This is a genomic window from Pusillimonas sp., assembly GCF_035515275.1.
GTDB lineage: Bacteria > Pseudomonadota > Gammaproteobacteria > Burkholderiales > Burkholderiaceae_B > Pusillimonas.
In genome coordinates, this window is the sequence record NZ_DATJBQ010000138.1 from 1 (window position 1) to 22383 (window position 22383).

The 22383-nt window shown below is 59.9% G+C and carries 14 protein-coding genes; 10 read left to right on the forward strand and 4 right to left on the reverse strand.

Annotation, left to right across the window (positions count from 1 at the left end; translation table 11 throughout):
* Positions 1–924 (forward strand): citrate synthase (gene gltA, locus VL003_RS09945; RefSeq protein ID WP_325442029.1); only part of this gene is annotated, 924 nt, incomplete at its 5' end.
* Positions 925–1891: 967 nt separating this feature from the next.
* Here the strand turns inward: gltA and VL003_RS09950 are convergent.
* Complete coding sequence (locus tag VL003_RS09950; protein ID WP_325442031.1) at positions 1892–4189, reverse strand: NADP-dependent malic enzyme; 2298 nt, start codon at positions 4187–4189, stop codon at positions 1892–1894.
* A gap of 297 nt (positions 4190–4486) precedes the next feature.
* Between VL003_RS09950 and VL003_RS09955 the strand changes: the two genes are divergently transcribed.
* The 5 genes from VL003_RS09955 to VL003_RS09975 all read left to right on the forward strand — a co-directional run bounded on the left by VL003_RS09955 (position 4487) and on the right by VL003_RS09975 (position 12775).
* A complete protein-coding gene (locus tag VL003_RS09955; RefSeq protein WP_325442033.1) occupies positions 4487–7357 on the forward strand; it encodes a 2-oxoglutarate dehydrogenase E1 component in 2871 nt (956 codons plus the stop codon).
* A 28-nt stretch (positions 7358–7385) separates the two neighbouring features.
* Complete coding sequence (odhB, locus tag VL003_RS09960; RefSeq protein WP_325442035.1) at positions 7386–8615, forward strand: 2-oxoglutarate dehydrogenase complex dihydrolipoyllysine-residue succinyltransferase; 1230 nt, start codon at positions 7386–7388, stop codon at positions 8613–8615.
* A gap of 192 nt (positions 8616–8807) precedes the next feature.
* Positions 8808–10235 carry a dihydrolipoyl dehydrogenase gene (lpdA, locus tag VL003_RS09965; protein WP_325442036.1) on the forward strand — a complete coding sequence of 476 codons (1428 nt, stop codon included), beginning with the start codon at positions 8808–8810 and terminating at the stop codon, positions 10233–10235.
* Positions 10236–10343: 108 nt separating this feature from the next.
* Positions 10344–11435, forward strand: coding sequence for a cell division protein ZapE (zapE, locus tag VL003_RS09970; protein ID WP_325442039.1), 1092 nt, complete (start codon positions 10344–10346; stop codon positions 11433–11435).
* Between the two features lie 17 nt (positions 11436–11452).
* Positions 11453–12775 carry a tryptophan--tRNA ligase gene (locus VL003_RS09975; protein WP_325442041.1) on the forward strand — a complete coding sequence of 441 codons (1323 nt, stop codon included), beginning with the start codon at positions 11453–11455 and terminating at the stop codon, positions 12773–12775.
* Positions 12776–12824: 49 nt separating this feature from the next.
* Here VL003_RS09975 and VL003_RS09980 read toward each other — a convergent pair whose 3' ends face one another.
* Positions 12825–13358 (reverse strand): hypothetical protein, encoded by a 534-nt coding sequence (locus VL003_RS09980; RefSeq protein WP_325442043.1) that lies wholly within the window; start codon positions 13356–13358, stop codon positions 12825–12827.
* A gap of 10 nt (positions 13359–13368) precedes the next feature.
* Positions 13369–15744, reverse strand: a complete 2376-nt coding sequence (locus VL003_RS09985) for a Tex family protein (RefSeq protein ID WP_325442045.1) — start codon at positions 15742–15744, stop codon at positions 13369–13371.
* A 117-nt stretch (positions 15745–15861) separates the two neighbouring features.
* Here VL003_RS09985 and yoaA point away from each other — a divergent pair, with 117 nt between their 5' ends.
* Positions 15862–17898, forward strand: a complete 2037-nt coding sequence (gene yoaA / locus VL003_RS09990; protein ID WP_325442047.1) for a DNA repair helicase YoaA — start codon at positions 15862–15864, stop codon at positions 17896–17898.
* Positions 17899–17977: 79 nt separating this feature from the next.
* Here yoaA and VL003_RS09995 read toward each other — a convergent pair whose 3' ends face one another.
* Positions 17978–18802, reverse strand: a complete 825-nt coding sequence (locus VL003_RS09995) for an outer membrane protein assembly factor BamD (protein WP_325442113.1) — start codon at positions 18800–18802, stop codon at positions 17978–17980.
* Positions 18803–18872: 70 nt separating this feature from the next.
* Between VL003_RS09995 and VL003_RS10000 the strand changes: the two genes are divergently transcribed.
* Genes VL003_RS10000 through phaC form a run of 3 tightly spaced genes read left to right on the forward strand, consistent with a single transcriptional unit; the run spans position 18873 to position 22338 of the window.
* On the forward strand, positions 18873–19835 hold the full coding sequence (locus tag VL003_RS10000; protein WP_325442049.1) for an RluA family pseudouridine synthase: 963 nt from the start codon (positions 18873–18875) through the stop codon (positions 19833–19835).
* The gene (gene pgeF, locus VL003_RS10005) at positions 19823–20644 is read left to right on the forward strand and encodes a peptidoglycan editing factor PgeF (RefSeq protein WP_325442051.1); all 822 of its coding nucleotides are present in this window, start codon (positions 19823–19825) and stop codon (positions 20642–20644) included. Before VL003_RS10000 ends, pgeF begins: the two co-directional genes overlap by 13 nt.
* 59 nt (positions 20645–20703) lie before the next feature.
* Positions 20704–22338 carry a class I poly(R)-hydroxyalkanoic acid synthase gene (gene phaC, locus VL003_RS10010; protein ID WP_325442053.1) on the forward strand — a complete coding sequence of 545 codons (1635 nt, stop codon included), beginning with the start codon at positions 20704–20706 and terminating at the stop codon, positions 22336–22338.
* Positions 22339–22383 lie beyond the last annotated feature (45 nt).

Here is a 22383-nt window from a genome sequence, read left to right on the forward strand (position 1 = left end):
TTCCTGCAAGGTTTCCGGCGCGATGCGCATCCCATGGCTGTACTGACCGGCCTGGTGGGAGCGTTGTCTGCCTTCTATCACGATTCAACCGACATCACGAATCCGCATCACCGTCACGTGTCGGCCATCCGCCTGATCGCCAAGCTACCCACTCTTGTAGCCATGGCGTACAAATATTTCATCGGTCAGCCCTACATCTACCCGCAGAACGACCTGTCGTACACCGGGAACTTCCTGCGCATGATGTTTGCGACGCCTTGCGAAGATTACAAGGTCAATGAAGTGGTCGAGCGCGCGCTTGACCGCATCTTCATCCTGCACGCCGACCACGAACAGAACGCGTCCACCTCTACGGTGCGTCTGTGCGGTTCCTCGGGCACCAATCCGTTCGCCGCCATTGCGGCCGGTGTTGCTTGCCTGTGGGGCCCTGCCCACGGCGGCGCCAACGAAGCCTGCCTGCAAATGCTCGAAGAGCTGCAAGCCAATGGCGGCGTGGCCAAGGTTGGCGAGTTCATGGAAAAGGTCAAAGACAAGAACTCCGGCGTACGCCTGATGGGCTTTGGCCACCGTGTGTACAAAAACTACGACCCGCGTGCCAAGCTCATGCAGGAAACCTGCAAAGAGGTGCTTACCGCCCTGGGCCTGCAAGACGACCCCTTGTTCAAGCTGGCGATGGAACTCGAGCGCATCGCCCTCGAAGACCAGTACTTCGTCGACCGCAAGCTGTACCCCAACGTCGACTTCTACTCGGGCATCGTCCAGCGCGCCATCGGCATCCCCACCTCGATGTTCACGGCCATCTTCGCGCTGGCCCGCACAGTTGGCTGGATCGCTCAATGGGACGAGATGCTCTCCGACCCTGAGTACAAAATCGGTCGTCCCCGTCAGCTGTACACAGGTGCCGCACCGCGCGACATCAAGTAATAGCTGCATGAAGCATGTTCGGTGCGTCAAGCGACGCATCGAGCCAAGACACCCTGATTATCAGACTCCGGTCTGGCAATCAGGGTGTTTTTTGTGCGATTCATGCGCTATTAGGGTGGCAGCGTCATTGTGTGTTATTTGAAGGGGGGGGGTGGGGAAGCCTGTTATTTGAGTTCTTGAGGCGGCGCGGTGCGGGGTGGGGTATTTGGGCGCCGGCAGCTGCGGCCGGCTTTGCCGGCTTCCCTCGCAAACTATCGTCTGCGGGGCGCACGCAGAACTCGCGGCGGCGAACCAGTGGTTCGCCATGCGTGCCGCTCAAACATGCTGCGTGCTTGCCTCCCCGCAGACGACAGTTCGCTCGGCTTGCAAACGTCGCCCAAATACCCCACCCCGCCCCACGCCTCCTGTTTTGCGATGATTGAGGCGTTTTTAGGTCTTCTTGGTCAAGGACGCCGGCTTTGTTGGTTGTGATGTCGCTAATGCCAAGGTCAGTCCCACCGACCTTGCTGCGCCGCTGATACCGCTGTTCACTGATTCCCTTGGCGAGTCGATGTCATTGCTGTACTGATGTGACGATGCCACGCCACGACGTTACCAAACCGCCAGGTCACCCCGGCACCCAGGCACCAACGGCACCAAGTCATGACACCAACGCCTGCGCGTCGCAAGCACGAAGTGATGGCTCTTTTCCCAACCGCAGTTTCTGCGATGTGGGGCAGGTCATTTGCGGGCGTTGGCGCGAGAGCCGGGCGCCCGCAGAAGGGAGCCCGAAGGGGCGGACGATGCGGGCAGGCGGGCCGAAGGCCGAGTGCCTCCGCCCGCAAATGACCTGCCCCACAGCGCAGGAACGTTTTAAGAACGATCAGCGCCGCAAACAGCGCAGGAACGTCTCAAGAACCAACCCCGCTACGACCCAAACCGAAGGCATGTTCCAAGAAGGAACGTCCCAATCGAGTTGGAATGCGCTTTACAACTGCACTTGCCCCGCCTCTTGCTGAGCATCCACCACCGCCAACGCCGTCATGTTCACGATACGGCGCACCGTGGTGCTGGTCGTAAGAATGTGTACCGGTCGCGCAGCGCCCAGCAACACCGGGCCCATTGCCACGCCGTTACTGCCCGTCATTTTCAGCATGTTGTACGTAATGTTGCCCGTGTCCAGATTAGGCATGATCAGTAGATTTGCCGGACCTCTAAGGGTGGAATCGGGGAACGACTTCAGGCGGATTTTTTCGGAAAGCGCCGAATCTGCGTGCATTTCGCCGTCGACCTCTAGATGAGGCGCGCGCTCAGCGATGATCTGACGCGCCAATGCCATCTTGCGTGAAGACTCAGTAACCCGGCTGCCAAAGTTGGAGTGCGAGAGCAGAGCGATTTTTGGTACGACGCCAAAGCGCTTGACCTCGGCGGCTGCCTGAATGGTCATGTCTGCAATCTGTTCAGCGGTGGGGTTTTCATTGACGTGAGTGTCGCAGATGAACAGGGTCTGATCAGGCAGCATCAGCACGTTCATGGCGCCGTAGGTCTGTGCCCCTTCGCGCAACCCGATTACCTCATCCACATAGCGCAGCTGGTTGTCAAAGCGGCTGGCGACGCCGCAAAGCATGGCGTCGGCGTCGCCGCGTTGCAGCAGCATCACTCCGATAAGCGAGTTGTGCTTGCGCACCATGGCTTTCGCAATGTCAGGGGTGACACCGTTGCGGCCTTGAATCTTGTAATAACCGCTCCAGGTTTCATTGAAGCGGTCGTCATCTTCGGGGTTGACGATTTCGATGTTCTCGCCGGCGATCAGGCGCAGCCCGAACTTCTTGACGCGCATCTCGATGACCGAAGGGCGGCCCACCAGGATGGGCTGCGCGATCTGTTCGTCGATGACCACCTGGACCGCACGCAGCACGCGCTCATCTTCGCCGTCGGCGTAAATGACGCGTTTGGGCGCGTTTTTGGCTTGCATGAACAGCGGGCGCATGAGTTGACCCGTGTGGTAGACCAGGCTCATGAGCTTCTGACGGTAAGCTTCGACGTCTTCGAGGGGACGCCTGGCCACCCCGGAATCCATGGCGGCCTTGGCCACCGCCGGAGCGATCTTGACGATCAGACGTGGGTCGAAGGGCTTGGGAATAATGTAGTCGGGACCAAACGAAAGCTCTTGGCCCGCATAGGCGTTGGCGACTTCGTCGTTCTGCTCTGCTTGTGCCAGCTCGGCAATAGCCCGCACGCAAGCCAGTTTCATCTCTTCGTTGATGACGGTTGCGCCGACGTCGAGTGCTCCCCGGAAAATGAAAGGAAAGCACAGCACATTGTTGACCTGATTCGGGTAGTCGGAGCGGCCCGTGGCAATAATGCAGTCGGGGCGAACCGCTTTGGCCGCTTCAGGGCGAATTTCAGGTTCGGGGTTGGCAAGCGCCAGAATCAGGGGTTGGTCAGCCATGGTGCTGACCATTTCGGGTGTAAGCACCCCCGGCGCCGAGCAGCCTAGAAACACATCGGCATCCCGGCAGACATCGGCAAGGGTGCGCGCATCGGTTTTTTGCGCATAAGCCGCCTTGGTGGGCTCCATGTTCTGCTCGCGGCCCTCGTAGATGACGCCGCGCGAATCGACCACGAAAATATTCGAACGCGGAACCCCAAGGCTGACGATGAGGTTCAGGCAGGCAATGGCCGCAGCGCCGGCGCCCGAACACACCAGCTTGACCGAGTCGAGGCTTTTGCCTACCACCTTCAGGCCGTTAAGGATGGCGGCCGAAGAAATAATCGCCGTGCCGTGCTGGTCGTCGTGGAAGACCGGGATCTTCATGCGTTCGCGCAGCTTTTTCTCGATGTAGAAACACTCGGGCGCCTTGATGTCTTCAAGGTTGACGCCGCCCAGCGTCGGCTCAAGCGCCGCGATGATGTCGACCAGTTTGTCGGGGTCGTTCTCGTTGAGCTCGATGTCAAACACATCGATGCCCGCAAACTTCTTGAACAGGCAGCCCTTGCCTTCCATGACCGGCTTGGCCGCCAGCGGCCCGATATTACCCAGACCCAGAACTGCGGTTCCGTTGGTAATGACGCCAACCAGGTTGGAGCGTGACGTGTACATGGCGGCGGCCTCTTCACCCCCCGCGTGGATGGCCATGCTGGCAACGGCTACGCCCGGGGAGTAGGCCAGAGAAAGGTCGTCCTGGTTCGCCAGGGTTTTGGTCGGCGTGACCGAAATCTTGCCCGGCGTGGGGTAGGCGTGATAGTCGAGTGCCAGTTTCGAGAGGTCCGCGTTGGCATCCATGGTGAGGGTGACTCCTGAGTTCAAATGCAAATTGTATAAAGCGTAAGTGTAATGCTTTCGCCATGGAGGCGAAGAGTGTCACTTATCGTCCACGCTTTTGAAGGAATAAGCTGTTATGCACAGTGCCTGTGTTACATAACAAAAAGATTGTGGGTATACTTATTGGCACTACGGCTAACCAAGGCGTCGTACACGTTGCCTTCTGCCCCCGCTATCCGCTAAACGGTCTGGCCGTGTTGCGGAAGGTTGTTCCCTGCATCATAACGAGTGAGACACTCGGATAGGTGAAGCGCATATATGTCATCGGAAATAGAACTTTTATCCAACTCTTACCTCTTCGGTAGCAACGCACCATACGTAGAAGAACTCTACGAGTCCTATCTGGACAACCCGGGTTCGGTTTCCGAGCATTGGCGTACCTACTTCGATCAGCTTCAGCATCAACCGGCCACCGACGGCCAGGACACTACCCGCGACCAGGCGCACGCGCCCATCATCGAGTCGTTTGCGCAGCGTGCCAAGGCCAATGCCTTTGTGCCGCGCCAGCAGCAACCCGATCTGGCCGTTGCGGGCAAGCAGGTGTCCGTTCAGTCGATCATCGCCGCCTACCGCTCACTGGGCCCTCGCGTTGCCGACCTCGATCCCCTCAAGCGTCAAGAGCGTCCCAACATCCCCGAGCTCGATCCGGCCTTTTACGGCCTGACCGAAGCCGACCTTGACCAGGTCTACGCAGCCACCAATACGTACTTCACCAAAGCCGACACCATGACCATGCGCGACATGCTCAAGGCGTTGCGCGACACGTATTGCCGCAGCATCGGTGCCGAGTTCATGCATATTTCCGATCCGGCCGCAAAGCGCTGGATCCAAGAACGCCTTGAATCCTCGGGCGGCGTGCCCGGCTTCTCGGCCGAGCGCAAAGTTCATATCCTGCAGCAGTTGACCGAAGCCGAAGGGCTCGAGCGCTATCTGCATACCAAGTATGTCGGCCAAAAGCGTTTTTCGCTTGAAGGCGGCGAAAGCTTCATCGCCTCGATGGACGAGGTCGTGAACCACGCCGGCGAAAATGGCGTGCAAGAAATCATCGTGGGCATGGCTCACCGCGGCCGGCTCAACATGCTGGTCAACATCATGGGCAAAATGCCCAGCGACCTGTTCGCCGAGTTCGAGGGCAAGCATAGTCAGGCCCTCACCGACGGCGACGTCAAATACCACAATGGCTTCTCCAGCGACCTTTCCACGCGCGGCGGCCCGGTACACCTGTCGCTGGCGTTCAATCCCTCGCACCTTGAAATCGTCAACCCCGTGGTCGAGGGCAGCGTGCGCGCCCGCCAAGATCGCCGCGGCGACGAAGACGGCAGCCAGGTGTTGCCCGTGCTGGTGCACGGCGATGCAGCGTTTGCCGGTCAGGGCGTGGTCATGGAAACCCTTAACCTGGCCCAAACCCGGGGCTACGGTACGGGCGGTACGCTGCATATTGTCATCAACAACCAAATCGGCTTCACCACGTCCGACCCGCGCGACACCCGTTCCACGCTGTATTGCACCGACGTGGTCAAAATGATCGAAGCGCCGGTGTTCCACGTCAACGGCGACGACCCCGAGGCCGTGGTCTATGTCACACAACTGGCACTCGATTATCGTCGCCAGTTCCAGCACGACGTCGTTGTCGACATCGTCTGCTTCCGCAAGCTGGGCCACAACGAGCAAGACACTCCCTCGCTGACCCAGCCGCTCATGTACAAGCGCATCGGCCAGCACCCGGGCACCCGAAAGTTGTTTGCCGACAAGCTCGTGGCGCAGGGCGTCATGGCCGAAGGCGAGCCCGACGAACTGGTCAAGGCTTACCGCCAATTAATGGAAGACGGCAAGCGTACGGTCGAGCAGGTGCTTACCGACTACAAAAACAAGTACGCAACCGACTGGACGCCATTCCTGAACGCCAAATGGACCGACCATGCCGATACCGGCGTGGCGCTGGCCGAGTTGACCCGCATTGGCGAAAAGCTCACCACGGTTCCCGAGGGCTTTACGGTTCATCCCCTGGTCAGCAAGCTACTTAACGACCGTCTCAAAATGGCTCGTGGCGAACAGCCGCTTGACTGGGGCATGGGCGAACACCTTGCCTTTGCCACGCTGGTTGCTTCGGGCTATACCATTCGTATCACCGGGCAAGATTCCGGGCGCGGCACGTTTACTCACCGCCACGCTGTCTTGCACGACCAGAAGCGCGACCGCTGGAACGACGGAACCTATATTCCGCTGCAGAACGTCTCTGACAAGCAGGCGCCTTTCACGGTGATCGACTCGGTACTTTCCGAAGAAGCCGTCTTGGGTTTTGAATACGGTTACGCAACCGCCGAGCCCAATACCCTTACCATCTGGGAAGCCCAATTCGGCGACTTCGTCAACGGCGCACAGGTCGTCATTGACCAGTTCATCTCGTCGGGCGAAGCCAAGTGGGGCCGCCAGTGCGGCCTTACCCTGATGCTGCCGCACGGTTACGAAGGCCAGGGCCCCGAGCACTCGTCGGCGCGTATCGAGCGTTTCCTGCAACTGTGTGCCGACAACAACATGCAAGTGGTGCAGCCCACCAACGGCGCGCAAATCTTCCACGTGCTGCGTCGCCAGATGATCCGGCCGTTCCGCAAGCCGCTGGTCATCTTCACGCCCAAGTCGTTGCTGCGCAATAAAGACGCTACCTCGCCGCTCAGCGATCTGGCCGAAGGCCAGTTCCAGCTTGTCATCGGCGAGCGCGACGACGCCATCAATGCCGAAGACGTCAAGCGTGTGCTGGTGTGTTCGGGCAAGGTGTACTACGACCTGGTGCATGCGCGCACCGATGCCGGTCGTTCCGATGTCGCCATCTTGCGGGTCGAGCAGTTGTATCCGTTTGCTCACAAGGCATTCCAGGCCGAACTGCAAAAATACCCCAATGCCAAAGAGATCGTCTGGGTTCAGGACGAACCCCAAAACCAGGGCCCCTGGTTTTATATTCAGCATCATTTGTACGAGAATATGGCTGAAGGCCAGCGTCTGGGCTATGCAGGACGCAGCGCGTCGGCTTCGCCGGCCGTAGGCTACTTGGCCAAGCACCAAGAGCAGCAGCGGGCTCTGCTTGAGCAGGCCATGGCGGGCAAGTTCAAGGGCTTCATGCTGACCAAGTAACGAACACTCATCATCACGGAAAAACACCATGGCAATTACAGAAGTTCTCGTACCTCAGCTTTCCGAATCCATCGCTGAAGCCACCCTGCTTACCTGGAAAAAACAACCGGGTGAAGCCGTTCAGGCCGACGAAATACTAATCGAGGTTGAAACCGACAAGGTCGTGCTCGAAGTTCCCGCTCCTGCGTCGGGCGTGCTGAGCGAAATCGTCAAGGCTGACGGCAGCACGGTTACGGCGGGCGAGGTCCTGGCTCGTATCGACACTGAAGCCAAAGCCAGCGTAGCGCCAGCCGCTCCGGCGCCGGCCGCGGCTGCGGCTGCGGCCCCCCAAGCCGCAGCCGCCCCCCAAGCCGCAGCCGCAGCCGCGGTTTCGGCGCCCGCATCGGCCATCGCTTCACCCGCCGCTGGCAAGATCCTGGCCGAAAAGGGTATCGACCCGGCAAACGTCGAGGGCAGTGGCCGAGGCGGCCGCATCACCAAGGGCGACGCTTTGTCGGCCGACGCAACGCCCAAAAAAGCTGCAGCGGCAGCCCCTGCACCCACGCTGTCTCTCGACGGACGCCCCGAGCAGCGCGTACCCATGAGCCGCCTGCGCGCCCGTGTTGCCGAGCGCTTGCTGCAGTCGCAATCCGAGAACGCCATTCTTACGACGTTCAACGAAGTCAACATGCAGGGCATTATTGACCTGCGTGCACGCTACAAAGACAAGTTCGAAAAAGAGCACGGCGTAAAGTTGGGCTTTACCTCGTTCTTTGTCAAAGCGGCGGTGGCCGCTCTTAAAAAGTATCCGGTTGTCAATGCGTCGGTCGATGGTAAAGACATCATCTATCATGGCTATTTCGATATCGGTATCGCCGTAGGCAGCCCACGCGGCCTGGTGGTTCCCATCTTGCGCAATGCCGACCAACTCACCATCGCCGAAATCGAGAAGCAAATCGCCGATTTTGGTGCGCGGGCCCGCGACGGCAAGCTCAGCCTCGAAGAACTCACCGGTGGTACGTTCTCTATCTCGAACGGCGGTGTGTTCGGCTCCATGTTGTCCACGCCCATCATCAACCCGCCTCAGTCTGCCATTTTGGGTATCCACGCCACCAAAGATCGTGCGGTTGTCGAAAACGGTCAGATCGTCATTCGTCCCATGAACTACCTGGCTCTGTCCTACGACCACCGCATCATCGACGGTCGCGAAGCCGTGTTGTCGCTGGTTGCCATGAAAGAAGCACTGGAAGATCCGCAGCGCTTGCTGCTCGACGTCTGATCGCCCGGTTCCACAATGGCCGCTTCGTTTCAACGTCAAGGCTCAATCAGCCTTCGTTGCGAGGCTTCAGTCAGGTCGGCGAACGCGGCCGCCTCAACACAATCGGTGTCCGAGGCGGTCGGTTCGCGCGTTCCGGTTTTCTTGCCGAGAAGGCCAGGGCGGTTACAACCCCACTTTTATTGAGTACGAAAAATGGCTAAACAATTCGACGTAGTGGTAATCGGTGCCGGCCCCGGCGGTTACATTGCCGCGATCCGTGCTGCACAACTGGGCATGACAGTCGCTTGCATCGACGCATCGTCCACTCCCGACGGCAAGCCTGCGCCGGGTGGCACCTGCACCAACGTGGGCTGCATTCCTTCCAAAGCGCTGCTGCAGTCTTCCGAGCATTACGAACAGGCCGGCACTCACTTTGCCGAGCACGGTATCGAAGTCAAGGGCCTGGGCCTGAAGCTCGACACGCTTATCGGGCGCAAAGACACGGTCGTCAAGCAAAACAACGAAGGTATCTTGTACCTGTTCAAGAAGAACAAGGTCACTTTCTTCCATGGCACGGGCTCGTTTGTGGCCCAAGTAGACGGCGGCTGGTCCATCAAGGTTTCGGGCGCTGCCGACGAAGACCTTATTGCCAAGAACGTGGTGGTTGCCACGGGCTCTTCGCCTCGGGCATTGCCGGGCTTGCCTTTCGACGAAAAGAAGATCTTGTCCAACGACGGCGCACTGCGTATTCCTTCGGTGCCCAAAAAATTGGGTGTCATCGGTGCGGGCGTTATCGGGCTTGAGCTGGGCAGTGTATGGCGCCGTCTGGGTGCTGACGTAACCATACTCGAAGCCATGCCCGATTTCCTGGCCGTCGTCGACCAGCAAGTCTCCAAAGAAGCGCAAAAGGTGTTTGCCAAGCAAGGTCTTAACATCCAGACCGGTGTAAAAATTGGCGAAGTCAAAACCACGGGCAAGAATATTACCGTACCGTATACCGATGCGGCGGGTGCCGAACAGTCGCTTACCGTCGACAACCTTATAGTGTCGATCGGCCGAGTGCCGCACACCGAAGGCCTGGGCGTTGAAACCGTAGGCCTCAAGCTCGATGAGCGTGGTTTTGTGGTCGTCGATGACGACTGCCGCACCAATCTTAACAATGTGTGGGCGGTGGGCGACGTGGTTCGGGGCCCCATGCTGGCGCACAAGGCCGAAGAAGAAGGCGTTGCCGTTGCCGAGAACATGGCCGGCCAGCACGGCCACGTCAATTACGCCGTCATACCCAATGTTATTTACACGTCGCCCGAGATTGCCTGGGTTGGTCGTACCGAGCAGCAACTCAAGACCGCCGGTGTTGATTACAAGGCAGGCAGCTTTCCGTTCATGGCTAATGGTCGTGCGCGGGCACTGGGTGACACCACCGGTTTCGTCAAGGTCTTGGCAGATGCCAAGACCGACGAAGTGCTGGGCGTGCACATCATCGGCCCCATGGCGTCCGAACTGATCGCCGAGGCAGTGACCATCATGGAGTTCCGTGGTGCGGCCGAAGACATTGCACGTATCTGTCATGCCCACCCAACTTTGTCGGAAGCCATGAAAGAAGCCGCGCTGGCAGTCGACAAGCGCACGCTTAACTTCTGATGCAAGGCGCGCCAGTTTGGCGCGCACGTCGGGCGACGCCTTGCTTATGCAGGCGCCCCACGGCACAAGGGGCTTTCAGCCCCTTCTTTTTTTACAGGCCCATAGCCGATGAACGTTCGTGAATACTACTATCAGGCCCTGGAAGAACGCGGCTACAAGCCTGACGCTGCGCAGTTGGCGGCCATTGATCGCCTGCAGGCGTTTTACGACGAGTGGGTGCTGTACAAGCAGGCGCGTTCGTCTCCGTTGCGCAAACTGTTCAAACGCCCGGACATACCGCGAGGCGTTTATCTGTGGGGTGGGGTAGGCCGGGGTAAAAGCTTCCTGATGGATGCGTTTTATCTTACGGTGCCCCTCAAGCGCAAGGCGCGCCTGCATTTTCACGAGTTCATGCGCGGGGTGCACCGCGAGCTTGGCGAGGTCAAGGGCCGAGCCGATCCGCTGGACGAAGTTGCGCGCCGAATTGCCAAGCGCTATCGCCTGATCTGCTTCGACGAGTTTCATGTGTCCGATGTGGCCGATGCGATGATACTGCATCGGCTGCTGTTCAAGCTGTTCGAGCACGGCACCTCGTTTGTCATGACATCAAACTACGAGCCTTCCACGCTGTACCCAGACGGTCTGCATCGCGACCGCATCCTGCCTGCCATCAAGCTCATTTATGATCGTCTGGATGTTCTGAATGTGGATACCGGCGTTGACTATCGGCGCCGCACCCTCGAGCAAGTGCCGCTGTATTTGACTCCGATTCGTTCCGACACCAATCAGGCCCTGCGCGAAATTTTTGAGCGCCTGTCTGATACCGCTGCGCTCAAGCCTGTACTTAATGTGCAAGGGCGTGAGCTTAAACCCATCGCCCTGAGTGGCTCCGTGGTTTGGTTCGACTTTGCGACCTTGTGCGACGGCCCGCGCTCGCAGAATGATTACCTGGATCTGGCCGGACGTTTCCAGGCGGTCGTTTTGTCGGATGTACCCCGTATGGAATCGCGCCATGCGTCTGCTGCCAGGCGGTTCACCTGGCTGATCGACGTGTTTTACGACCACAAGGTCAAGCTCGTGATGTCGGCCGAGTGCCCGGCCGACGAGTTATATACTGACGGCCCAATGGCCAACGAGTTCCACCGCACGGTATCGCGCATTGTCGAGATGCAATCGCGCGAGTATCTGGAATCGGAACGCCGCGCCGCCGCTGACTTCTAACCTATACCGCCACATTTATGACAACCCGCGTACTGACCGGCATTACCACCACGGGCACGCCCCATCTAGGCAACTATGCCGGGGCCATTCGTCCTTCGATCCAGGCCAGCCGCCTGCCCGAAGTGGACGCCTTTTATTTCATGGCCGATTATCACGCGCTGATCAAGTGTGAAGACCCCCAGCGAGTGGCTCGTTCACGGCTCGAGATCGCGGCCACCTGGCTTGCGGCCGGGCTCGACCCCGAGCGGGTTACCTTTTACCGTCAGTCCGATATTCCGGAAATTCCCGAACTGTGCTGGATGCTAAGTTGCGTTACCGCCAAGGGGCTGATGAACCGCGCACATGCGTACAAGGCATCGGTCGATCAAAATACGGCCAAGGGTGTCGAGCCCGATGACGGCATCACCATGGGTTTGTTTTCGTATCCCGTGCTTATGGCGGCCGATATTCTAATGTTCAATGCGCATAAGGTGCCGGTGGGCCGCGATCAGATTCAACATCTTGAGATGGCGCGTGACATCGCTCAGCGATTCAATCATTTGTACGGACGCGGCGAAGCGTTTTTTGTGTTGCCCGAAGTGCAGATCGACGACGAAGTGGCCACCTTGCCGGGGCTGGACGGCCGAAAAATGTCGAAAAGCTACGACAACACGATACCGCTGTTCGAAGGCGGCGCCAAGGCGACCCGAGCCGCAGTAATGCGCATTATCACCGACTCGCGCCAGCCCGGTGAACCCAAAGATGCAGAAGCCTCGCATCTTTACACCCTGTACCGCGCATTTGCGACACCTGAACAAAGCAGCAGCTTCCGCAACGATCTTGAGCAGGGCTTGAGCTGGGGCGATGCCAAGGACCAACTCTTCAACTTGATCGAAACCGAGGTCGGCCCGATGCGGGCCCAGTACGAAGCGCTTATGGCCAACCCGGAGCGCATCGAGGAAATTTTGCAGGCGGGTGCGATCAAGGCGCGCAAGCTGGCCCTGCCGCTTATGGAGCGTCTGCGCGAGGCGGTAGGCCTGCGCAGCCCTTCGGTGGCCAAGCGGGCTGCCGAACCGATAAAGGCAGGCGGCAAGAAAGCCCGATTCATTAGTTTTCGTGACGATGACGGCAGCTTTCGTTTTCGCTTGCAGGCGGCAGGCGGCGTGCAGCTGCTTCTTTCAGAACCGTTCGACAACCCTCGCTCAGCCGGCCAGATGATCAAGCGCCTTCAGGACGGGCTGCCAGAAAGCGCGCTGCAAAGACAAGACGGGATGGTGAGCGTCAAGTTTGACGACGTGCTGGTATGCCGGGTGGCCGAGCATGAGCTGGTCGCAGTGCGTGAAGCGTTAGCCGAGCTTTAAGATTGTTCAGCGTGCTGGGCCTGGCCGCGCAGCGGCCGGGCCCAGGCGCTTAATTTTCTTCTTGATCGGGGCAAGGGTGGGCGGCAATATCCAGTTCCTTGCATAACCCAAGAATTTCGTCGACGGTATCGCGCAACACCAATATAGTCTGGAAGTCGTGCGTATAGCTTTGGCCGAACTCGATCAGGCGGTACTTAGGGTGATGAATGAGCAGCTGCTCGTCGAGCCAGGAAAAGTAGTCGGCGACCGTTTCAAACTGGTTGTTGTCGTACGGATACTCGGGCAGGGTGGGCGATTCAAACGCGGCAAGAATTTGCTCGTGCAGTTCATCGACCGTGTCCGAGACGGCGAAGTAGTCTTCGAGTTCGGAAAACACAATAAACGCCATCACACCGCTAGGGTCGTAACGCGAGATCTGTGCGGCATCGTCGCCATAATTGTCTGAAAGCGTTTTGGCGGGTTCGCTCGTGGCCTGTATACACAAGCGAACCACGCCCTCGATCTCATGTACGTCCACATCGTGGCAGCTTAGCAGGTCGATCAGCCTGGCAAGCCCGCTTTGCTGGGCCTGATTTTGCTCCATATAACCCCCTTTATTTTTTCAGCTTGGCAAAGGCCGCAGCCATGGCGCCCATGCCCTGGTTGTTTTCCTGGTTGGATGCCCTGGGTCGAGCATGACCCCGCGGCCGTTCCGGCGCGCCGACCGCGGCGGATGCGCGCCGCTCGGGCGGAGCGTCGTCGTTCAGCCTCATGGTAAGGCCGACACGCTTGCGCGCGATGTCAACTTCTTGAACCTTGACCTTGACCGTCTGACCGACACGGACGACATCGCGGGGGTCTTTGACATAGCGGTCGGCAAGTGCCGAGATATGCACCAGGCCGTCTTGATGGACGCCGATATCGACAAACGCGCCGAAGTTGGCAACGTTGGTGACCACGCCTTCCAGGATCATACCTTCGTGCAGGTCGTTAAGCGTGTTGACACCCTCTTTGAACTGGGCGGTCTGGAACTCGGGTCGTGGGTCGCGGCCGGGCTTCTCGAGTTCGGAGAAAATGTCGCGTACCGTGGGTAGACCGAAGCGTTCGTCGGTGAACTCGGACGGCGACACCCCTTTGAGGGCACCCTGCCGACCCATGACCTGGCGCACGTCGGCATCGATTTTTTTTAGGATGCGCTCAACGACCGGGTAGGCCTCGGGGTGAACGCTGGAGGCATCCAGCGGGTTCTCGCCATTGGCAATGCGCAGAAAGCCCGCCGCCTGTTCAAAGGCCTTGTCGCCAAAGCGCGATACCTTCATGAGTGCCTTGCGACTGGGAAAGGCGCCGTTTTCGTCGCGCCAGGCCACAATGTTTCGGGCAAGCAGCGAGTTCAAGCCGGAAACGCGGCTAAGCAGCGGGGCCGATGCGGTGTTGACATCGACACCCACGGCGTTGACGCAGTCTTCGATCACGGCGTCCAGCGAACGGGCCAGTTCCCGCTGGTTGACGTCGTGCTGATACTGGCCCACACCAATGGCCTTGGGTTCAATCTTGACCAGTTCGGCCAGCGGATCTTGCAAGCGTCGGGCAATCGACACTGCGCCGCGCAGACTGACGTCAAGGTCAGGAAACTCGGCAGCCGCCAATTCAGATGCCGAATAGACCGAGGCGCCGGCCTCGGACACTACGACCCGCGTAAGCTTGAGTTGGGGAACGGCAGCCAGCATGTCGCCGACAAGCTTTTCGGTTTCACGCGAGGCCGTGCCATTTCCGATGGCCACGAGCTCTACCGGGTGGCGGGTGGCCAGTGCAGCCAGGGTGCGTATGGAGCCTTCGCGGTCGCGGCGGGGTTCGAACGGATAAATCGTGGCGGTGTCGAGCAGCTTGCCGGTTGAGTCGATGACCGCTACCTTTACGCCCGTGCGTATGCCGGGGTCCAGCCCCATAACAGCCTTGGGGCCGGCGGGTGCGGCCAGCAACAGGTCTTTCAGATTGGCCGCAAATACTCTGATCGCCTCGGCCTCGGCCATCTCACGCAGACGGCCGATGAGCTCGGTCTCGAAAGCAGTAAGCAGCTTCACCCGCCATGTCCAGCGGCACACCTCGGCCAGCCAGCGCTGGCACGGACTGGCATCGGCGGAAAAATCGACGCCAAGTCGCAAATGGTGGGCAATGCGCGAAACGCAAGGATGGGGCGTTTGAGCTTCTAGCTGGGCGTCGAGCCCCAGGCGCAACTCGAGCACGCCCTGCTGGCGGCCGCGCAGCAGCGCAAGCACGCGGTGCGAGGGCAGGGTGCGCAAGGATTCATTGAAGTCGAACCAGTCGCGAAAGTTCGCACCTTCGTTTTCTTTGCCGTCGGCGACCTTGGAGTACAGCTTGCCGGTACTCCACAAATGCTCTCGCAGGTCGGCCAGCAAATCGGCGTTCTCGGCGTAGCGTTCGGCCAGAATGTCGCGCGCCCCGTCCAGCGCGGCCTTGGCGTCGTTAATGGAGGCTTCCGGGTTAATGTAGTCGGCGGCGAGCGCGGCAGGGTCGCAATCGGTGTCGTTTACAATAGCATCGGCCAAGGGCTCAAGCCCCGCCTCGCGGGCAATTTGCGCGCGGGTACGCCGTTTTGGCTTGAACGGCGCGTATAGGTCTTCGAGGCGCTGCTTGGTGTCTGCGGCAAGAATCTGGCGGGTCAGTTCGTCGGTCAGCTTGCCTTGCTGCTCGATCGACTCAAGCACAGCTACCCGGCGGTCTTCGAGTTCGCGCACATAGATTAACCGCACTTCCAGGTTTCGCAGTACGGTGTCGTCCAGTCCGCCCGTCGCCTCTTTGCGATAGCGTGCAATAAACGGCACGGTTGCGCCTTCGTCCAGCAAGGCAACCGCCGAGGCCACCTGGGCGGGCTTGACGCCCAGCTCGGCAGCCAGCAGGGCAATGATGCGCTCAGGGTGGTTGCCTTGGGCTGAGGAACTGGAAACGGTTGCTGCAGTAGTACTAGTCATGGCCTATCTGGAAAACATGTTCAAGCGGGGCATTTTGCCACATGCTGCGGCCTACGCGAGGCGTGGCCGGGTATTATCCGCTGTGGGCTCCCTACTTATTGTAAAGAACCGTTCCTGATGCTGTCGCAAGAGCTTACCGAAATTTTTTCCGAGCAAGGGCCAATTGCTGCCAAGGTGGCGGGTTACCGGCCGCGCCAGGCGCAGCTGGAGCTTGCTCAGGCCATCGGCCAGGCCCTGCAGGAACACGCCACGCTGATCGCCGAAGCGGGTACCGGCACGGGCAAGACCTGGGCCTATCTTGTGCCGGCCTTTTTAAGCAATGCCAAGGTGCTGGTCTCTACCGGTACCCGCACCTTGCAAGACCAATTGTTTCGTCGCGATTTGCCCCGGCTGCGCGAAGCGCTGGCCTTGCCCATTAACGTGGCACTGCTTAAAGGCCGCGGCAATTACGTCTGTCACTATCACCTAGAGCGACTCTCGGGCGACGATCGCGCGCTGCGGTCGCGCGCCGAGATCGGTCAACTGCGGCATATACAGCTGTTTGCGCAAAAATCGCGTAGTGGTGACCGAGCCGAACTGGCCGAGGTGCCCGAAGAGGCGGACATCTGGAACAGGGTGGTTTCCACCCGGGAAAACTGTTTGGGCCAAGACTGCCCCCATGTGCGTGATTGCTTTGTACTGAAGGCGCGCCGTCAGGCCCAGGAGGCCGATTTGGTGGTGGTGAACCATGCTTTGTTCATGGCCGACCTGGCGCTGCGCGAAGAAGGCATCACCGATCTGCTGCCTACCGTAGACATGGTGGTGTTCGACGAGGCGCATCAGTTGCCCGATATTGCCACGCGTTTCCTGGGGCTTAGTGTGTCGACGCACCAATTGCTTGATCTGGCGCGGGCCATCGAGGCCGCGGGGCTGGCGCATGCGCGCGAGGCGACCAACTGGAGCGAGGCGGGCAAGGCGGTTGAGCAGGCAGCACGCAATTTGCGGCTGGCCACTGCGGCCATTGAAAAACTACCCGGCCGCAAGGCGACGTTCGATGCGCTGCCTGAACCTGAAGAATTTGACTCCGCACTCGATCAGTTGCTGCAGACCTTGGACAGAGCCTGCGGGCTGCTACAGGCGGTGTCCGAGAAGCACCCCGATCTGGCCGCCGCCGCCAACGCTTGCCTTGAGCTGCGAGCACGGGTGTTTCAATGGAGCCAACCCGATCGCCAGGGACGCAACGCCCTGAAGCCTGGCGACGATGCCGCACGCGATGCCGAGCTTGCAGTGCGCTGGGTCGAAACAGGCACCCATCATATGCGCCTGCATAGCGCGCCCCTGTCAGTAGCGCGCATATTCTCGCGTTACCGCCGGCCTGACCAGACCTGGGTCATGACCTCGGCCACCTTGTCGGTGCATGGCGATTTCGGCCATTTTCAGCGGAGGCTGGGCTTGCAGGACGCCCGGACCCTGCGTTGGGAATCGCCTTTCGATTATCCGGCTCAGGGGTTGCTCTTTGTGCCTCAGGGCTTGCCGGTGCCCAGTCACCCCAATTTCAACCAGAAGTTTGTCCAGGCTCTGATTCCCCTCATCGACGCCGCGCCCGGGGGTGTGTTGGTTCTGTGCACCACATTGCGGGCGGTGGACCGAATCGCCGAACTGCTGGAAGAGCATTTCGAAGATCAAGGCCAGGAACGGCTGCTGCTCAAGCAGGGCGACAGTTCGCGCCGCTCATTGCTCGAGCGGTTTCGGGCGGGGGGCAATGCGGTGTTGGTGGGTAGTGCCAGTTTTTGGGAGGGTATCGATGTGCCCGGCGACGCACTGACTCTGGTGGCCATTGACAAGTTGCCGTTCGCTCCGCCCGACGACCCTGTGCTTGAGGCGCGCCTTAATCAGTGCCGTAGCAATGGCGGCAACCCTTTTATGGAATATCAGGTACCCGAGGCGGCTATTGCACTGAAACAAGGGGCCGGACGCCTGATACGGTCCGAGACCGACTGGGGGGTGCTGATGGTGGGCGATACCCGCATTGTCGACAAGCCCTACGGACGTTTGCTTTGGCGGGGTCTGCCTGCCTTTACCCGAACCCGGGACCCGGCCCAGGCCATTGCGTTCTATGAGGCGCGCAAGTCGGTAGAAACAGACCTGCGCAACACGCCTGACAGCGCAACTTAAGCGGGGTTGCAAGGCAACGGGGGTTGCAAGGCAACGGCAACGCGCCGCGGCTAATACCGGGCGCGCACGCTTCAGGGGGTTAGAACCAGTTCAGCGGGTTCCACATGTCGGTGGGTTCGTCCAGCCCCTGTTCGTAATACTTGCTGTCGGGGAAGTTCTGGTCGAGCACGCGCTTGGCGTCGTCGCGTAGATCGGTCAGGTTCAGCTTGTCGTACGACAGGTACATGATGTACAGCGCCTTTTCGGCCACGGGCACGCCCTGGAAGTCGGCAACCACCGTTTGTGCGCGGTTTGCCGCTGCAACGTAAGCCTTGCGCTCGTAATAGTATTGCGCCACGTGCACTTCGTTCTGCGCCAGGGTAGTAACCAGCCAGGCAACGCGCTTGCGGGCGTCTTCGGCGTAGCGGCTGTCGGGGTAACGATTGATCAGCTCGTTGAAGGCCTCGTACGATTCGCGTAGGCCCTTGGGGTCGCGTTCGCTGGGGTCTTGACGCGTAATGCGCGAAAACACCGCGCTGGGGGGCGTAAAGGTAATCAAGCCCTTCAGGTAAAGCATGTAGTCAGTACCCGCGTGGTTGGGGTACTGCTGCTGGAAGCGATCAATGGCCGCCAGGGCTTGCTCGGGCTCGTCGTCTTTCCAGTTTACGTAGGCCAGATCCATGAGCGCCTGCTGCGCGTATCCGCCAAACGGATACCGGGCTTCGACTGCTTCGAGCCGCGTGCGTGCGTCGTTCCAGTTGCCGTCGCTGATTTCAGTGCGGGCGTCTTGATAGAGCCGCTCTGCGCTCCATCCGGCAGTGGGGTCTACGTCGCCCTTGAACGAGCCGCAGCCCGAGACAGCCAGGACGACAATCAGCGCGCCGAGGGTGCGCGACCAGTTTTTTAAGCCGGAAAAGCTTGAAATTTGGGAGACGGAGCGAATCACGAATGGGTCCTTGGTGTTAGCATGCAGGCAGATTATATGATTTGTCGCCATGCCTGACACGAATATTGAACAAAACAGTTTAACCGTGCACGAGCCGCTGCATTTTCGGCAGCCGCTCAAGGCGTTTCCAGAGCGTCTGGACAAAGTACTTGCCCGGTTGATTCCCGAGCATTCGCGCAGCCGATTGCAAGGCTGGATTGAAAGCGGGCACGTCCTGGTCAATGGTGCCGCCGGGCGCACCAAGCAAATGGTTCACCCGGGCGACGAGCTCACTGTCTGGCGCCAGCAGCCCCCCGAAGCCCTGGCTTTTGCGCCCGAGCCTGTCGAATTTCAAGTGGTGCAAGAAAGCCCCGATTGGATCGTCGTATTCAAGCCGGCGGGCCTGGTCACCCACCCCGGGGCGGGTAACTGGAGCGGCACGTTGCTTAACGGCTTGCTTTACCGCTTTCCCGAGCTTTCGCAGGTTGCGCGCGCCGGTATTGTGCACCGGCTCGATAAAGACACGTCCGGACTGCTTGTGGTGGCAAGGCACGAATTGGCTCAGACTCATTTGGTACGGCAGCTTCAGGCGCGTTCGGTCAGCCGTGAATACATCGCCCTGGTGCATGGCGAGCTGCATTCCAGCGGTACTGTCGACCTGCCGATCGGGCGCGATTCACGAGTGCCGGTACGCATGGCGACCGACCGTCCCATCGCGCCCAAGCCGGCCATGACTCACTATCAACCAATGCGAGTAGGGCGCCTTGCTTCGGGCGCGCCTGTCACCGAGGTGATCTGCCGTCTGGAAACCGGCCGCACCCACCAGATTCGCGTACACATGGCCGGTCTTGGACATCCACTGGTTGCCGATGTCCTGTACGGGGGCAAGGTTGCGGCAGGCATGCAGCGCCAAATGCTGCACGCTCGGGCTCTGGCTTTCGACGACCCTGGCGCGGGTGGACGCGTCTCGTTCAAAGCCGACCCGCCGGCGGACTTCGCCGCAGCGCTGACGGAGATCTCGTGGGAATCATAAATTGGCATGGTGTCACGGCCTACACGGGCGAGCCGTGGCAAGGGGTCAGTTATTTCACCACCTTGCGTCTGCCCGTCGACCCCGAAAAACCGCTGGCGGGGCGTTCGCGCGATGCCAGCGTACTTGATGGCGACGAGTTTGCATCATTCAATCTAGGCACCCATGTGGGCGATGATCCGCAGGCGGTGCTGGCAAATCGCCGGGGCCTTGAGCAGACCCTGCCGCAGGCGCCCACTTGGTTGGAGCAGGTTCATGGGGTTGAGGTGTTCGATGCAGATGCCTCAGGCAACAGCGCGACCCCGCCGGTTGCCGATGCCGTGATTACGGGTGAACCTTATCGCGTGTTAAGCATTCTTACCGCCGACTGTCTGCCGGTGGTGCTGTCCGATTTCCGCAGTGCGGTATTGGGGGTTGCGCATGCGGGCTGGCGTGGGCTGGCCGGCGGAGTGCTTGAAAATACCCTTGCTGCTTTACAGGCTCGGGCGCCGGCCGGTTCAAGATGGAGGGCATGGATCGGTCCGGCCATTGGCCCGGCTGCGTTTGAAGTGGGCCCCGAGGTTCGCGCCGCATTTGTCGATGGCGACGGTCAAACGGCCAGGTTTTTTATGCGGGGCGCCAAAGCGGACAAATGGCAGGCCGATCTGGCCGGCCTGGCTGCGCATCGCCTGAGTCAGGCGGGTGTCGAGCACGTCCAGGCCGACTCGCCGTGTACGTATGAGCGCGCAGACTGGTTTTACTCTTACCGTCGTGACGGTAAAACGGGCCGTATGGCTACCCTGGCCTGGCTGCATGGTAGCGACTTACCCTGATTGACACTGCCATGTTTGCACGAGAACATGAATACAAAGAGTTTTGTGTAGGATCCGCAATGCGCGCCGCAACTTCCCCTGATTGGCCTGTTCCGGTCAGCATCTCGCCCGACAAGCTGGCTCAAATTCAGGCTGAGTTCTCCAAGGGGTGGGCCGATATGCTCCACCAGGCCCGGCAGGGTACGCTTGCTGCCCCGGCCGATCGCCGTTTCAAAGGGGGCGCTTGGGCGTCCAACTCGAACAGTCTTGTTATGGCGCACGCCTATCTGTTGTCGGGTCGGGCCGTCCTGCAAATGGTCGACGCCGTTCAAATGCCCGATAAGGCACGCGACCGCCTGCGGTTCACCTGCATGCAGTGGGTCGAGGCCATGTCCCCCTCCAACTTTCTGGCTACCAACCCCGAAGCGCAACAGCGCATGCTCGAAAGCAAGGGCGAGTCTTTGCTTGCCGGCATGCAAAGCCTTTGGTCCGACATTCAAAAAGGGCGCATCACCCAAACCGACGAATCTCGTTTTGTGGTCGGGCGCGACCTGGCCACCACGCCCGGCCAGGTCGTTTATCAGAACCGCCTCATGCAGTTGATTCAGTACGCGCCGCTTGGCTCCACCGTGTATCAGCGTCCGCTGCTTATTGTTCCGCCGTGTATCAACAAGTTTTATATTCTTGATCTGCAGCCGCACAACTCTCTTGTACGGTATGCGGTCGAGCAAGGCTTCACGGTGTTCATGGTGTCGTGGCGCAATCCACAATTATCCGACACCGATGGCATCGATTCCGCCACGTGGTCCGACTATATCCAGCAGGGGGTGCTTGCCGCTATCGAAGTCGTCCGCCAGGTCAGTCGCCAGAAACAAATCAATGCCCTGGGATTTTGCGTGGGCGGCACGCTGCTGGCGTCAGCCCTCGCCCTGGCCAAGGCGCGCGGCCAAGATCCTGTTGCCTCGCTTACCTTGCTCACCACCTTGCTTGATTTCGCCGATACAGGGGTGCTGAACGTATTCGTCGACGAGCTCCATGCGCAGACACGTGAGCGCCAGCTGGGCGCAAGCGGCTTCATGACCGCGCGCGAACTTGCCACAACGTTCTCATTCCTGCGTCCCAACGAGCTGGTCTGGAACTACGTCGTCGACAGTTACCTTAAAGGCGAGGCGCCGCCGGCGTTCGACCTGCTCTACTGGAACGCCGACGGCACCAACCTGCCCGGGCCGTTCTTTACCTGGTATTTTCGCAAGGCCTATCTCGAAAACAGCCTGAAGACACCCGGATGCATCAACATCGACGGCCATGGGCTCGATCTGGGCGCGCTGTCGATGCCGGCCTATATCTATGGCTCTCGAGAAGACCACATCGTTCCATGGCAGTCGGCGTATGCAAGCACAGCCTTGCTGCGCGGTCCCATGCGTTTCGTATTGGGCGCTTCCGGGCACATTGCCGGCGTCATCAATCCCCCATCACAGGGCAAGCGCAGCTATTGGGCGGCCCCGGGGAGTCCAGAGCCGGTCCGGATGCCGGACGATCCCCATGCATGGCACGAGCATGCCACCGAACATCCCGGCAGTTGGTGGCCCGACTGGGCCCAGTGGCTGGCCGAGCATTCAGGCCCGCGCAAAAAGGCGTCGTCCCGGCTTGGCAATGCGCGCCATGCCCCGATCGAAGCGGCGCCGGGTAGCTACGTTAAGGTACGGTCACAGTAAAACGCCCGATGTTAAAAGCATAAGGCCACTTTTGTTTGCACCAAG

Excerpts from the sequence above, each read along its gene's own strand:
- VL003_RS09950 (WP_325442031.1), bottom strand. The coding sequence starts at position 4,189 with ATGGATGCCAACGCGGACCTCTCGAAACTGGCACTCGACTATCACGCC.
- VL003_RS09955 (WP_325442033.1), top strand. The coding sequence starts at position 4,487 with ATGTCATCGGAAATAGAACTTTTATCCAACTCTTACCTCTTCGGTAGC.
- odhB (WP_325442035.1), top strand. The coding sequence starts at position 7,386 with ATGGCAATTACAGAAGTTCTCGTACCTCAGCTTTCCGAATCCATCGCT.
- lpdA (WP_325442036.1), top strand. The coding sequence starts at position 8,808 with ATGGCTAAACAATTCGACGTAGTGGTAATCGGTGCCGGCCCCGGCGGT.
- zapE (WP_325442039.1), top strand. The coding sequence starts at position 10,344 with ATGAACGTTCGTGAATACTACTATCAGGCCCTGGAAGAACGCGGCTAC.
- VL003_RS09975 (WP_325442041.1), top strand. The coding sequence starts at position 11,453 with ATGACAACCCGCGTACTGACCGGCATTACCACCACGGGCACGCCCCAT.
- VL003_RS09980 (WP_325442043.1), bottom strand. The coding sequence starts at position 13,358 with ATGGAGCAAAATCAGGCCCAGCAAAGCGGGCTTGCCAGGCTGATCGAC.
- VL003_RS09985 (WP_325442045.1), bottom strand. The coding sequence starts at position 15,744 with ATGACTAGTACTACTGCAGCAACCGTTTCCAGTTCCTCAGCCCAAGGC.
- yoaA (WP_325442047.1), top strand. The coding sequence starts at position 15,862 with ATGCTGTCGCAAGAGCTTACCGAAATTTTTTCCGAGCAAGGGCCAATT.
- VL003_RS10000 (WP_325442049.1), top strand. The coding sequence starts at position 18,873 with ATGCCTGACACGAATATTGAACAAAACAGTTTAACCGTGCACGAGCCG.
- phaC (WP_325442053.1), top strand. The coding sequence starts at position 20,704 with ATGCGCGCCGCAACTTCCCCTGATTGGCCTGTTCCGGTCAGCATCTCG.